The following is a 13002-nucleotide window of genomic DNA, read 5'->3' on the forward strand; positions in this document are numbered from 1 at the left end:
GGCTCCTAGCGAATGGGAAGGTTGACGGTCAGGCGACGGCCCGACCGAAGAATGACGACGCGCGCCTGTCCGGCGGACCGGGCGCGTTCGATGAGGGATTGATCCAGGCCCGCGTCGCCGACCGCCTGGCCGTTCAGGCTCTCGATCACGTCGCCGGGCTGCAGGCCGAAACGACGCAGTTCAGGAGAGGGGTTTGGGCCGACGCGATAGCCGGACGAGGTCGCGGTCACGCCCGCCGCACCCGCAGCGGCCGCGATATTGGGCGTCGCGCCCGTATCGGCCGGTCGCGGCGCCGGCTGGGCCGCAGCCGCCGCCGCTGCGCTGGCGATGGGCGATGACAGGGCGAGAGCCGCCGCAGCCTCTGACGACGGGGGCGGAGGCCCGGCGGGAACGACGCTGATGCCGGCGCCGGGGGTCGAGGGCGCCGCTGCCAGGGCGCCCGCCACGGGCTCGGGGAAGTCCAGCCGTTGCCGCGTTCCGCCGGAGGTCAGGATGACGTGGTCCACCTCGATCTGTTCGATCACGGCGTCGCCGACCGGGGTCTGGCCCACGCCATAGATGGTGGCCGGGCCCTCGCCGACAGAGATCAACGCGGTCGAGGCGCTGGCCGGATAGGCCATGATTACGCCCTTGAGCACCAGACCCAGGGTCGAGGCCGGCACGCCGCCGGACGCCGTCGCTCCGCCGAAGGGCGCCAGCGACACGATCCGCGCGACGTCCGCATCGCCGCCGGGCGCAGCGGCCCCGCCAAGGGGTGCGAGGGCCTCGGCCACAGCGACTTCATCACGTCCGTCGTCCCAGCCGGTCAGCCGCCAGGTCAGTCCGGCCAGGGCCAGGGCCAGAGACCCCACCACCACGACGCTGACGACCCTCAGAGCGATCTCGTCCCTGCGATCCGGGGTCATGCCGCCGCTCCCCGGTCGACGAAGCCCGACAGACGCACCGCCTCGCGACCGCCGGTCGGCGAGACGGCGACGTCCACGGCGACCAGGTCCGGGTCTTCGGTATTGCGGCGCTGGACCCGAACGTCCCAATCCCGGTCCATCATGCGGACCACCGACACGTCCGGCGTCTGCACGGGACCTTCCAGGTTCAATTCGACCAGTCGGTTCTCGGCCACCCACTGGGCCACGACCCGCTGTTCCAGCCCGCGAACCCCATCGACATGGGCCTGGGTCGCGCGCGTCAGCCCGACCGTGGCGATGGCCAGGATGAACAGGGCGACCAGCGCCTCCATCAGGGAATAGCCGTCACGTCTCATGCCGGGACCTCTTCGGTCACCGGCTCGGCCACGGCGTTCAGTCCGTCGAAGGTCACACGCCAGCGCTGGTCCCCCTTGGCCAGGCCGAAGACTGCGACCGGGGCCGCGCCGTCGGGATCGATCGTCACGGGCGAAGCTACGCCCAGCCCGACCATCCGGACGCCGGCCGGAAACGCGTGCCCGTCGGCGAGGGCATCGACCACGCCGGTCGCGGCCCCATCGCCGCGCACGAAGACATAGCCCTCGCCGTCGAAGGCCAGGCTCAGCGGACGCCGGGTCACCAGGACGTCGTCGGCGGCCAGGCGGAGCCGGTCGGCCAGACGGTTCGCCTCGGTCTCGACGCCCATGCCGCGATCGGCCGCGCCGAAACCCAGGGTGACGACCGCCGACATCACGCCGACGATCATCAGCACCACGAGAATCTCGACCAGCGTCATGCCGGACCGCCGCTTCAGACTGTGTCCCCCGACACGGGTCATCAGCGCGTTCGTTCGTTCAGGTCGGCGTCCAGCTTCTCGCCGCCCTCCTCGCCGTCCTTGCCGTAGGACAACAGGTCATAGGCACCGCCCGTGCCCGGACTGCGATAGACGTAAGGCTTCCCCCACGGATCGGTCGGCAGCTCGGTCAGATAGGGTTCGCCCGGATAGGCGCGCGGCTCGGGCGCCGCCGTCGGCCTTTCGACCAGGGCGGAAAGGCCTTGCTCCGTGGTCGGATAGTCACCGTTGTCGAGGCGATACATGCGCAGGGCCGTGGCGATGGTCTTCAGGTCGGTCTTGGCCACGGTCACGCGCGCTTCGTCAGGGCGGCCGATGACATTGGGCACGATCAGGACGGCCACGACCGCAATGATCGCAAGAACCACGATCATCTCCACCAGAGTCAGGCCGGCGCGCCGCGTGTCAAGACGACGGCTAAGCTTGTGACGCTGGGACAAAGTAATCATGACACTTTTTCTCGACGGCATGGGCAGTGGCGACAGGCTTGTTTTGGCTGCTATAGACCGGGTCATCGCCTCCGACCACGCCCTTCTCTTGAGTTTCGCCAATGCTCGGTCGACCCGCCCGTTCGAACCTTCCGAGCCGAGGCTTATGGCGCATCGTCGATGACAGAATCATAGCAGTCGATCGGTCCTATGCGGGTCCGACGACGGTTCTGGTCCCGTCCGAAGACGTCCTGACACTGACGGTCGACCTGCCCTTCCCGACCCGCGCCGCACGCGTCGCCAATCTCGCCTACGCGCTGGAAGACGCCGTCGGCGAACCGCTCGCCACCCTGCATTTCGCGCTGGGCATGGAGGTCGCCCCGCGCCGCCACGTCGCCGGGGTCGTGCGCCACACCCGGATGCAGTCCTGGATCGCGCTCCTGGCCAAGGCCGACCTCGAAGCATCCATCTTGCTGCCCGACGCCCTGACCCTGCCGATGCCCTCGCCGGGAGCCTGGGTGGTGAAGGCGGAGGGGCCCCGCGCCCTGGTCCGCACCGACAACGGCGCGGGATTCGCGGCTCCCACCGCCATGCTGGACACCGCCTGGGCCGCCGCCGGGAAGCCGCGCATCCAGACCGTGGGCGATCCCCTGCCCGAAGCCCTGGCCGATGGGGTCGAGGCCGAGACCGCCCTGCTCGGCGCGATGGGTGAGACGGTCGCCGTCCTGCCCCCGCTCGACCTGCGCCAAGGCGTCTATGCGGCCACCCGCGTCGGCGCGCCGAACGCGGCCAAGACCATCGCCCTCGTCGCCGGCATCGGCATCCTGGCCCACATCGGCATTCTCGGCATCGACACCCTGCTGCTCCACAACATGGCAGAGAAGAAAGAGACCGAGGCTCGCGCCCTGCTGCAGTCCGTCGCGCCCCAGATCGCGGCCGAGGACGATCTGATCGCCGCCGCCGACCGTATCCTGCCGAGTGCGGGCGGCGCAGTCCGACCCTTCACCCGCCTCTTGGCCCAAACGTCGGGCGCCATGCCGGGCGCGGGCGCCGTGGCCTTCAACACCGCCGTCTACGCGCCCGGTTCGCTGGACCTGGGCGTCGCCGTCTCCGACGCTGCGACCCTGGACCGCGCCGTCGCCGCCTTGAACGCCTCGGGCCTGACGGCGACCGGCGCTCCCGCCGCCGTCGATGCGACCCAGGCCACCAACGGTCTCAACGCTACCATAGCGGTCAAGCCCGGAGGCGCAGGATGAGGTCCCCCGCCCTCGACAGCGCCGCCGCATGGATGGCCTCGCGCTCTCGCCGCGAACAGGCGATGCTCGCCTTCCTCGGCGGCCTCGTCCTGATCGCCGTCGTCTGGCTGCTGATCCTTCGCCCCCTGCTGGACGTCCGCCAGACCGCCATCGGCCGCATCGCCGCCTACGAACAGGTCATGGTCGACGTTCGCACCGCAGGCGGCGTGGTCACCGCCCCGACCGCCGCCCTGTCCGGCCCGCTCCAGACCGCCATCCCGACCCAGGCCGCCACCTTCGGCATCACGCCCACGGTCTCCGGCGATGACGGCTCCGCCGAGGTCAGCGTGACCGGCGCCCGCTACGACGCCGTCATCCCCTGGCTGGCCTCGCTGGAAGCCTCCGGCGCCACCCTGTCCAGCGTAAACATCAAACGCGGCGCGTCCGACGGCATCGTCGACGTCACTCTCCGCGTACTTCAACCATGAGCCTCGCCGAAGACACCGCCCCCACCGCATCCCTCGCCTACGGGTTCGCCCGCCGGCGCGGCGCCATGATCCTGCGCGGCGACGGCGCCCCGGTCTGCCTGCACCGCCGCAGTGCGACCCTGGAGACCCTGATCGAGGTCCGCCGCATCAACGGCGCCGACATCGCCTTCGAGGCCGTGGACGACGACCGTTTCGACGCCCTTCTGCGCGAACAGACCGGCAGCGAGGCCGCGCCCGCCGCCGACTACGCCGCGTCCGAGGACGACCTCGCCGCCCTGGCCGAGGACGCCGCCGCCGTCGACGACCTGTTGGACAGCCGCGACGACGCCCCGGTTGTGCGCCTGATCAACGCCCTGCTGCTCCAGGCCATCCGCGACGGCGCCTCCGACATCCATATCGAGGCCGAGGAGAAACGCCTCGTCGTCCGCTTCCGCATCGACGGCGTCCTGCGCGAGGTGCTGGAGCCCGCTCGCGCCCTCGCGCCCCTGCTGGTCAGCCGCATCAAGGTCATGGCCCGCCTCGACATCGCCGAAAAGCGCGTCCCCCACGACGGCCGCGTAACCCTGCGCATCGGCGGCCTCGACGTCGACGTCCGCGTCTCCACCATCCCGTCCCAGCACGGCGAGCGGGTCGTCCTGCGCCTGCTCGACCGGGGCTCGACCTCGCTCGACCTCGCCCAGCTGGGCATGAGTGATCGCGACCTCGAGACCTTCGAGCGGATGATCACCCGTCCGCACGGCGTCATCCTGGTCACCGGCCCGACGGGCTCGGGCAAGACCACCACCCTCTATTCGGCCCTGACCCGGCTGAACGACCGCCGCCGCAACATCATGACGGTCGAGGACCCGATCGAATATGCGCTGGACGGCATCGGCCAGATGCAGGTCAACGCCCGTATCGACCTGACCTTCGCCCGGGGTCTTCGCGCCATCCTGCGTCAGGACCCCGACGTCATCATGGTCGGCGAAATCCGCGACCACGAGACCGCCGAGGTCGCCGTCCGCGCCTCCATGACCGGCCACCTGATGCTGTCGACCCTGCACACCAATACGGCGGTCGGCAGCGTGACCCGGCTGATCGACGTGGGCGTGGAACGCTATCTGCTGGCCCCCATGCTGTCCGGCCTGATCGCCCAGCGTCTGGTCCGCCGCCTCTGCCCCCACTGCAAATCTGCCGATCAGGCAACACAGGCCGACTCGGAGATGACCGGCGGCGTGGTCCCGGTCGGCGCACCGCTCTTCCGCCCCGTCGGCTGCCCCGAGTGTAGGGGCGAGGGCTACAAGGGCCGTCTCGGCGTCTACGAGGTCATCGAGATCGACGGCGAAATGCAGCAGGCCATCCATGACGGCGTCGCCGAGGCCGACCTGATCCGCCTCGCCCGCCAGCGCGGTCCGGGTCTTCTGGAGGACGGCGCCGCCAAGGCCCTGGCCGGCGAGACCTCCGTCCAGGAAGTCGCCCGCGTGGTCCGCGAGGACGCCTGATGCCCGTCTTCGCCTTCCAGGCCGTCGACGCTGAGGGCAGGCCGCACAAGGGGACGATCGAGGCCGCCTCGGACGTCGGCGCGCGCCAGCTGGTCCGCGACCGAGGCCTGCTGCCCACCGCCGTCGCCCTGGCCGGCGAGCGTCGCAAGACCGACCTGTCCAAGGGCATCGTGATCTTCCAGAAGGGGATCAGCTCCAAGACCCTGTCGGCCGTCACCCGCCAGCTCTCGACCCTGATCGGCTCCGACATCCGCATCGAGGAGGCGCTGCGCATCGCCGCCCAGCAGACCGAGGGCCAGCCCATCGGCGTCGTCCTGACCGACGTCCGTTCCGCCATTCTGGAGGGCCGCAGCTTCGCCTCGGCGCTCGCCCGCCACCCCAAGGTCTTCCCCGAATTCTATCGCGCCTCGATCGCGGCGGGCGAACAGTCGGGCAAGCTGACCACCGTCCTGTCCCACCTGACGGACTTCGTCGGCAATCAGGAGAAGGCCCGCCGCAAGGTCCAGCTGGCCCTGCTCTATCCGGCTTTGCTCGCGGGCGTGTCGCTGCTGATGATCACCCTGATGATGATCTATGTCGTGCCGGACATTGTGAAGGTCTTCGTCTCGCGCGGCGCCGAACTGCCTTTCCTGACCCGCGCCCTGATCGCCCTGTCGGCCTTCGTCCAGACCTTCGGCGTCTATGTCGTGATCGCGCTGGTCATCGCAGGCGTCGCCTGGAACCGCTGGCTGGCCGTGCCCGCCAATGCGCGCCGCTTCGCCGAATTCCTGCTGAAGACCCCGCCCTTCGCCGGCTTCACCACCCACCTGAACGCCGCACGGTTCGCCGGCTCCCTGGCCACCCTCGTCCGCTCCGATGTGCCCCTGGTCGAGGCGCTTCAGGCGTCCGCCGCCGTCACCCCCAACCGTTTCGCTCGCGAGCGGGCCTTCCTCGTCGCCGCCCGGGTGCGCGAGGGTTCGTCCCTTCGTCGCGCCATGGCCGACGCCGACGTCTTCCCGCCCCTGCTGCTGGCCATCGTCGCCGCCGGCGAACAGTCGGGCAAGCTCGGCCACGGCCTCGAACGCGCCGCCCAGGACCTGGAGCAGGAGCTGGATTCGCTGGTCCAGGCCCTCGTCTCCCTGGTCGAGCCCGGCGTGCTTCTGGTGATGGGCGGCATCGTGCTGCTGATGGTGCTCGCCATCCTCATGCCGATCGTGAACCTCAACAACCTCGCCGGGCTGTGAGCAAGCTACCCCAAACCTCCCCGCTCATCCCGGCGAAAGCCGGGACCCAGTGGTTTGGGCGCTCATCGGCTGAATATGAACGCAAGCCCCACTCCAGCGCACCGTGCTTCACGAAAGGTCTGGGTCCCGGCTTTCGCCGGGATGAGCAGAGCTTGAAAGACTACAGCGTGGTCTCGATCGATACTGGCGCCCCGACGCCCGGCAACAGGCCGACGCCGCCCGGCTCAACCGAGGCGGTCAGTCCGCCGTCCGCCTGCAACCGCGCCTTCATCACCTCGGCGTTTGTGTCCACGCGCGCGAAGGCCACCGTCGAGGCCGCCTCGTCGGACCGCACCGTCCCGTTCAAGGCAGGCAGCGGCGTCGCCGGTCCGCCGGTCGTCGGCGCACAGTCGCCCGGCGAGACGGCGATGGAGCCCACACTTTCGGGCGGCCCTTTGATCGACAACCGCGCCACGTCGAACCGCATCACCGACGAACAGGCGAACGGCAGGCCCGGCGCCGCCGCATTGATCAGCCGCATCGAGCCCGTGCCTCCCAGATCGCGCACCAGCATCCGTCCCGGCCGCGCCAGAACCTGTCCCGTCGCCGCCGTGTCCGGCCCGCGCAGACCCAGCCGCAACGCGCCCGACAAATGCAGGATCGAAGAGAACGGCATGACCGCCCAGCGCGCCCCGAACCCGCCCGGCATGGCCCGCTCTCCGGCCCACACCGTCCCGACCGCCTGCCGCTCCCCATTCGACGACTTTGCCACGATGATCTCGGACGGCGCCATGGCGATCAGGGCCAGCGCGTACGCCCCGACCGCGACCCCGCCCAGCACCACGCGCCAGCGGGTCACCTTGACCGTCAGGCGCTCGAACTGAAATGCGCCTCCGGCCCGACCGCCTTCGCCCTCGCGCGTTCTCCAGACCTTCAGCATCGGCGTTTCTCCGTTCGCCCGTCGATACCACGCGCACGGGTTCAGCGAAGCGCCGTCGCAAAGGTTTCACCCTGATCGAGGTGCTGATCGCCCTGGGCCTGTTCGCCCTGATCGGCGTCGCCGGCTTCACCCTGTTGAACAGCGTCCTGCGCACCCAGGACGCGACCGACACCCGCCTCGGCCGAATGGCGGAGATCCAGCGCGCCATGCTGGTCATCTCCTCCGACCTTGACCAGATCACCGGCTCGCTCGGCGGCGGCGCGACCAGCCTGTCGCTGCAGAAGGCCGATATCGCCGGCGGCATCGTCAACATCCGCTACGACCTCAACGGCGACGCCCTGACCCGAACGGTCACGGGTGCGGGCGGCGAGCGGGTCCAGACCCTGCTGAGCCAGGTTTCGTCCCTGCGCTGGACCTTCCACCGCCGCCGAGGTGACTGGCTCGACGCCTGGCCCCAGCCGCCACAACCCGCCCTGCCGCCCGGCATCGGCCCCGATGGCCAGCCCCTTCCCACGGGCCCAGGCCCGGACGAGGGCGTCACCGCCGTCGCCCTCGACATCACCCTGACCGGCCTCGACGGCCGGCCGACCGCCACCCTGCGTCGCGTCGCCTCGATCCCCCTGATGGCCCCGCCGCCCACCGTCGCCGCGCCGCCGGGATCCCAGTCATGAGGATCAAGCCGACCCGCCGCGAGGGCATGATCCTGCTCAACGTCCTGCTGGTCCTGGCCGTGGCCAGCGTCGCGGTGCTGATCATGGTCTCGACCCAGGACATGGAGGTTCAGCGCTCCACCCGCCTGCGCGATGCGGCCCAGGCCAGCGCCTACGCCCGCGCCGGAGAGCTGTCGGCCGTCACCACCCTGCGCCGCGACGCCCTCGTCGCCGCCGGGACCGACAACCTGTCCGAACCCTGGGCCCAACTCGGCCAGCAGGACATCGCCGTCCCCGGCGGCCATTTCGCCCTGGCCATCGAGGACGCCCAGTCCCGCTTCAACCTGAACAGCCTGCACTCCGGCGAGGCCGCTCCCATCGCCCTGTTCCAGGCCATCGGCGCAGAACTGAATGTCGATCCCGCCTCCCTGATCCGCATCGCCACCGTCGTCCGCGTGGCCGGCCCCCTGACCGACGACGGCCTGACCGTTGCAGCGGGCGTGCCCCGCTCCGACCTCGACAAGCTGGCCCCCTATGTCGTCATCCTGCCCGAGGACGCGATGACTAACCTCAACACCGTGGGCCTGCCGCTCCTGACCCTGATGACACAGGACGCCGACGTCGCAGGCAAGCTGCTGGCGGCCCGCACGCGTCGCGGCTTCCTGATCCCGGCAGACCTCGCCAGCGAGGGGGCGCCGAGCCTGCCCGGAACAGGCTTCACCTCGAACCACTACCGGGTCGTCACCACCGTCACCGTCGGCGATGTGACCCAGGCCCTGGACAGCAGCATCGCCCGCATCCGCCGCGACCGCACCGTCGATGTCGTGGTCACGGGCCGCCGCCGCACCGCCGGCTGAGCAGCCCCCAACGCTTCCTGACAAGACGTCGCTTCCTGACAAGAAAAGGCCGGAGAAGGTTTCCCTTCCCCGGCCCAAGTTGCGTTCAGGAGTGAACGATTTCTAGAAGCGGTAACGGACGCCCGCGAACACCTGGCGACCGGTGTGGTGATAGACGTAGGTGCTGTCGCGCGGCCCGTTCAGATCGCCGTGGTTCTGGCGGTTTTCCTCGTCGGTCAGGTTGATGCCCTCGATGGAGACCGAGAAGTTGTCGGTGACGTTGTAGGAGGCCGAAGCGTCGATCGTCGTCGTCTCCGTCTTGCCCTGGAACGGAATGCCGCGCGTGCCGCCGTTGGATCCCGGAACCGACTGGAAGTAGGTGTCGCGATAGGCGGCGGAGATGCGCGCGTTGAACCGCCCGTCATCATAATAGAGCGTCGCGTTCCATGCGTTCGGCGACAGGTTCACCAGATCGGCCGTGACGAAGACGTTGCAGGTCGAGTTGGTGCAGTAGTCGATCTCGGACTCGACGTGGGTGTAGTTGAGCTGGGTACCCAGGTTCGACAGCGGACCCGGCAGGAAGCGGAACGGCTGCTGATAGCTGATCTCGAACCCTTTCAGCGGCCCGCCCGGCGTGTTGGTCGGGGTGCTGAAGACATACTCCAGGGCCGGATCGCGACCGCCGCCGGCCGGGAAGGCCACCGCATTCAGCGCCGTCAGGTCGGCATAGGTCAGCCTCTGCTGCGTCGTCTGCACATAGGTCGAGATGTCCTTGTAGAAATAGGCGAAGGACAGAAGGGACTCGGGCGCGAAATACCACTCCAGCGACAGGTCGTAGGTCTTGGCACGGTAGGGCTCCAGTTCCACATTGCCGAGCGAGGCGGTGTTGTTGGCCGCGTTCAGGGCGCTGAGAGAGAAGACCGGAACCAGGCTTCCCACGGGGGGGCGAGCCATGACCTTGGCTGCCCCGAACCGCACGATGACGTCTTCGATGGGCTCCAGCGAGATGTTCAGCGACGGCAGAGTGTCGTCATATTCGTTCTCGCCGGTGATCTGGGTCGCGACGCCGGCGATCGCCGAATAGCCCAGGGCATCGATCTCGGTCTTGACCTGGCGAACGCCGACATTGCCGCGGAACGGCATGTTCCAGACCGTGGTGTCCCAATCGACCTGGACGAAGGCGCCGGTGTCGGTCTCCGTCACTTCACGCCAGGAGCCCAAGGTCGACGTGTTTTCCAGCCCCACAAGACGGAAGTCTCCGCCCGGCACGCCCGTGTCGCAGTTGCAGCTGTAGTTGAAGGCCGCATCCAGGGCCGCGAGATCGGGACGAACCCACGACGTGGCCGATCCGGACGGCAGGTCCAGATTGCGACCGAAGCCGGTCAGCAGGTTGCTGATCTGCGCGATGCTCGTGCCCGCGGGCAAGGCCGGAGCCGTGTTGCTACGGCGCTGGTAGGCGGAGCTGCTGGAGGTGAACTCCTTGTAGGCCACCCCGGCCTTCAGGGTGAAGACGTCACTGATGTCGAACTCGAAGTTCCCCTCGGCGGTGGTGTAGGCGTTTTCTTGGAAGTTCGACGACGAACGCAGTTCCGACAGTGGCTGAGCGCCCGCCGGACCGGTGATGGTCCAGTTCGCCGGATTGGTGACGTCGAAGCCGTAGTTGATCAGCGGGGTGTCGCGGCTCTGGCGGAAGTCGATGCTGTAGCCGTCGGTATTCTGGCGATCGATGATCGCACTGACCTGGGTCGGGTTGCCGAAGTCCGAACGAGCCTGTCCGGCCAGCGCATTGACGCGCAGACGGTCGCTGAACTCGTGCTTCACGCTGAAGGTGTACTGGAGGAACTCGGTCTCCAGAATGTCGAAGCGGTTCTCGGACCGGATGTCGATATCGTCGAGCATCAGATAGACCAGCTCGCCGGTCTCCGGGTCGGCCTCGGCGCCGCGGATGATCACCTGAGGCTTGCCGCCCTGGCTGGCGTTCCGGCTCAGCGACCAGGCCTGCAGGAAGTTCTCGTTCCGGGTCGAGTCCAGCTTCGAATACAGGACGTCGAGGCCGAACAGGGTCGCACCGTTGCCCGGCCGCGCCTGCAGCGAAAGGGTCGCGCCCAGACGCTCCTGGCTGTGCTCGAGCCGGCCGTAGCGCGGGATGCGCGGGTGGAACAGACCGCCCGCAGCCGCTGCGCCGCCCGGAAGCGCCGCCGGGTTGGCGAACCCGTTGTCCCCGTTGGCCGGACCCCAGCGCACCGAGCTGAAGCCCTCTTCGAGGCTGTCCTTCTCGCTGTAGGCCAGCGAGAACAGCGCGCCCAGTTGCCCGTCCATCCAGGTGTTCGAGATCAGCCCAGCGAAGCGCGGGCTCAGGCTCTCGGACAGGTCGTTGTAACCGTACTGGGCCGACAGCGCCGCGTTGAAACCCTCCCGATCGAAGGGGCGGCTGGTGTTCAGATCGACCGTCGCGCCCAGGGAACCCTCTTCGACCTCGGCCGAGGCGGTCTTGCGCACCGTGATGTTGTTGAACAGCTCCGAGGCGAAGACATTGAAGTCGAAGCCCCGCCCGCGGTTCACGCCGCCCGAGGAATCGGTCGCACTGGTGGTCGCCTGAGCTTCGATGCCGTTGATCCGCGTCCGTGTGAACTCGGAGCTCAGGCCGCGAACCGTGATGCTGCGACCTTCGCCAGCATCGCGGTCGATCGACACGCCGGGGATACGCTGGATCGACTCGGCCAGGTTGGTGTCGGGGAAGTCGGCGATGTCTTCGGCGCTGATGGCGTCGACGACGCCGGCCGAGTTGCGTTTGACGCTGAGCGCGTTGGCAAGGCTCGCCCGGAAACCGGTGACGACGATCTCATCGACCTGGGTCGCCTGATCGTCCTGCGCCGGTGCGGTCTCTGCGGCTTGTGCGGAGGCGGCTGCGGCCCCCATCGTCAGGGCGATAGCCAGGCCGGATACGCCGGCGACGAGCCCACTGCGGAGCGCGCACGGGCGCCCCTTGCGATACTGATACATAGTGCCTCCTCCCAAGGAATGTCATTTCGCCGGCTTTTCGCCGCTCTATTATCGCCGACCCGGAGCCTTCCCCGTAGCCGATTGACACCGGTATCATTTGCAGCCGAAGCTTGGTCCTGACACCGGTATCAATGAGAAGCTAACCCAATGAAGACCGGTCTTGCAACCCGTCTCGTTCAAGGGTGTCTCAAGACTGTCATTCCGGCCACAGCTCCCGGCTGAGGCTGGAGCGCCGGACGCCCTAGCCCGGCTCCCCGTCCCGGAACCGCCATTTCATGATCAGCACGCCGCTGGCCATCACCAGGGCGGCAGAGTTTGCGATCGTTACCGGCCAGGCCTGGGTCAACACGCCATAGACCACCCACAGACCGAAACAGGTCACGGTCAGGGCATAGGTGCGCAGCGACACGGACGACGCGTCGCGTTCCTTCCAGATCTTGATCATCTGCGGCGCGAAACTGACGATCGAACAGGCCGCCGCCGCCGTGCCGAAGCCGTTGGCAATCAGGTCGCTCACGCCTTGGCCCGCGTCCGCGAGGGCGACGCCGTCTTCGGCTGAGCCGCCGCCACGTCCTCCGCCCGCTTGCCGGGCGCACCCTTGATCGGGCCGGCCGGCTTGCCCGCATGCACCGCCAGGCCACGCTTCTCGACCTCCTCTAGAATCGCGTCCAGTTCGGCTTCGGTCAGGTGCTCGATGCCGATGAACCGCGCGTCGGCCCGCTTCTGGGCATAGATCAGCTCGTCCAGCTTGGCCTGCATCGCCGCCCCGTCGCGGTTCTGGGTGTTCTGGATCAGGAACACCATCAGGAAGGTGATGATGGTCGTGCCGGTGTTGATCACTAGCTGCCAGGTCTCGCTGAACTTGAAGATCGGCCCCGACACCGCCCACAGGACGACGACGCCCAGACAGGCGATGAAGGTCCACGGCTTGCCTGCGATCTTGGCCGTAAGGGTGGCGAACCGGACGAACAGCTTTTCCATGCG

14 protein-coding genes are annotated in these 13002 nt (G+C 68.6%); 6 read left to right on the forward strand and 8 right to left on the reverse strand.

Annotated elements, in window-relative coordinates:
* Positions 1 to 5: 5 nt before the first annotated feature.
* From ACW171_RS07220 to gspG, 4 genes are read right to left on the reverse strand one after another with little or no spacing between them, the layout of a single operon-like run.
* The gene (locus ACW171_RS07220; RefSeq protein WP_492096398.1) at positions 6 to 905 is read right to left on the reverse strand and encodes a type II secretion system protein N; all 900 of its coding nucleotides are present in this window, start codon (positions 903 to 905) and stop codon (positions 6 to 8) included.
* Positions 902 to 1261 (reverse strand): type II secretion system minor pseudopilin GspI, encoded by a 360-nt coding sequence (gspI, locus tag ACW171_RS07225; protein WP_492096399.1) that lies wholly within the window; start codon positions 1259 to 1261, stop codon positions 902 to 904. The genes ACW171_RS07220 and gspI overlap by 4 nt, the downstream gene beginning before the upstream one ends.
* Positions 1258 to 1740 carry a GspH/FimT family pseudopilin gene (locus ACW171_RS07230; RefSeq protein ID WP_492096400.1) on the reverse strand — a complete coding sequence of 161 codons (483 nt, stop codon included), beginning with the start codon at positions 1738 to 1740 and terminating at the stop codon, positions 1258 to 1260. Before ACW171_RS07230 ends, gspI begins: the two co-directional genes overlap by 4 nt.
* On the reverse strand, positions 1740 to 2204 hold the full coding sequence (gspG, locus tag ACW171_RS07235; protein WP_492096401.1) for a type II secretion system major pseudopilin GspG: 465 nt from the start codon (positions 2202 to 2204) through the stop codon (positions 1740 to 1742). Before gspG ends, ACW171_RS07230 begins: the two co-directional genes overlap by 1 nt.
* Before the next feature lie 101 nt (positions 2205 to 2305).
* Here gspG and gspL point away from each other — a divergent pair, with 101 nt between their 5' ends.
* Genes gspL through ACW171_RS07255 form a run of 4 tightly spaced genes read left to right on the forward strand, consistent with a single transcriptional unit; the run spans position 2306 to position 6610 of the window.
* A complete protein-coding gene (gspL, locus tag ACW171_RS07240) occupies positions 2306 to 3439 on the forward strand; it encodes a type II secretion system protein GspL (RefSeq protein WP_492096402.1) in 1134 nt (377 codons plus the stop codon).
* Positions 3436 to 3906: a type II secretion system protein M gene (locus ACW171_RS07245; protein ID WP_492096403.1), complete on the forward strand. Its 471-nt coding sequence runs from the start codon at positions 3436 to 3438 to the stop codon at positions 3904 to 3906. Before gspL ends, ACW171_RS07245 begins: the two co-directional genes overlap by 4 nt.
* The gene (gene gspE, locus ACW171_RS07250; protein WP_492096404.1) at positions 3903 to 5387 is read left to right on the forward strand and encodes a type II secretion system ATPase GspE; all 1485 of its coding nucleotides are present in this window, start codon (positions 3903 to 3905) and stop codon (positions 5385 to 5387) included. Before ACW171_RS07245 ends, gspE begins: the two co-directional genes overlap by 4 nt.
* A complete protein-coding gene (locus ACW171_RS07255) occupies positions 5387 to 6610 on the forward strand; it encodes a type II secretion system F family protein (RefSeq protein ID WP_492096405.1) in 1224 nt (407 codons plus the stop codon). Before gspE ends, ACW171_RS07255 begins: the two co-directional genes overlap by 1 nt.
* A 160-nt stretch (positions 6611 to 6770) precedes the next feature.
* Here ACW171_RS07255 and ACW171_RS07260 read toward each other — a convergent pair whose 3' ends face one another.
* A complete protein-coding gene (locus ACW171_RS07260) occupies positions 6771 to 7529 on the reverse strand; it encodes a hypothetical protein (RefSeq protein ID WP_492096658.1) in 759 nt (252 codons plus the stop codon).
* On the opposite strand from ACW171_RS07260, the gene ACW171_RS07265 reads away from it, so the two are divergent.
* Positions 7475 to 8200 (forward strand): prepilin-type N-terminal cleavage/methylation domain-containing protein, encoded by a 726-nt coding sequence (locus tag ACW171_RS07265; RefSeq protein WP_492096406.1) that lies wholly within the window; start codon positions 7475 to 7477, stop codon positions 8198 to 8200. The two genes, ACW171_RS07260 and ACW171_RS07265, sit on opposite strands and share 55 nt — an antisense overlap.
* Positions 8197 to 9036: a hypothetical protein gene (locus ACW171_RS07270; RefSeq protein ID WP_492096407.1), complete on the forward strand. Its 840-nt coding sequence runs from the start codon at positions 8197 to 8199 to the stop codon at positions 9034 to 9036. The genes ACW171_RS07265 and ACW171_RS07270 overlap by 4 nt, the downstream gene beginning before the upstream one ends.
* A gap of 102 nt (positions 9037 to 9138) precedes the next feature.
* Here the strand turns inward: ACW171_RS07270 and ACW171_RS07275 are convergent, their stop codons facing one another.
* The 3 genes from ACW171_RS07275 to ACW171_RS07285 form a co-directional block, all read right to left on the reverse strand.
* Positions 9139 to 12018, reverse strand: coding sequence for a TonB-dependent receptor (locus tag ACW171_RS07275; protein WP_492096408.1), 2880 nt, complete (start codon positions 12016 to 12018; stop codon positions 9139 to 9141).
* A 241-nt stretch (positions 12019 to 12259) separates the two neighbouring features.
* Positions 12260 to 12535: a SemiSWEET family sugar transporter gene (locus ACW171_RS07280; RefSeq protein WP_492096409.1), complete on the reverse strand. Its 276-nt coding sequence runs from the start codon at positions 12533 to 12535 to the stop codon at positions 12260 to 12262.
* Positions 12532 to 12999: a low affinity iron permease family protein gene (locus ACW171_RS07285; RefSeq protein WP_492096410.1), complete on the reverse strand. Its 468-nt coding sequence runs from the start codon at positions 12997 to 12999 to the stop codon at positions 12532 to 12534. The genes ACW171_RS07280 and ACW171_RS07285 overlap by 4 nt, the downstream gene beginning before the upstream one ends.
* Between the last annotated feature and the right edge of the window lie 3 nt (positions 13000 to 13002).

It is taken from the genome of Brevundimonas sp. FV1ye28 (assembly GCF_058681135.1).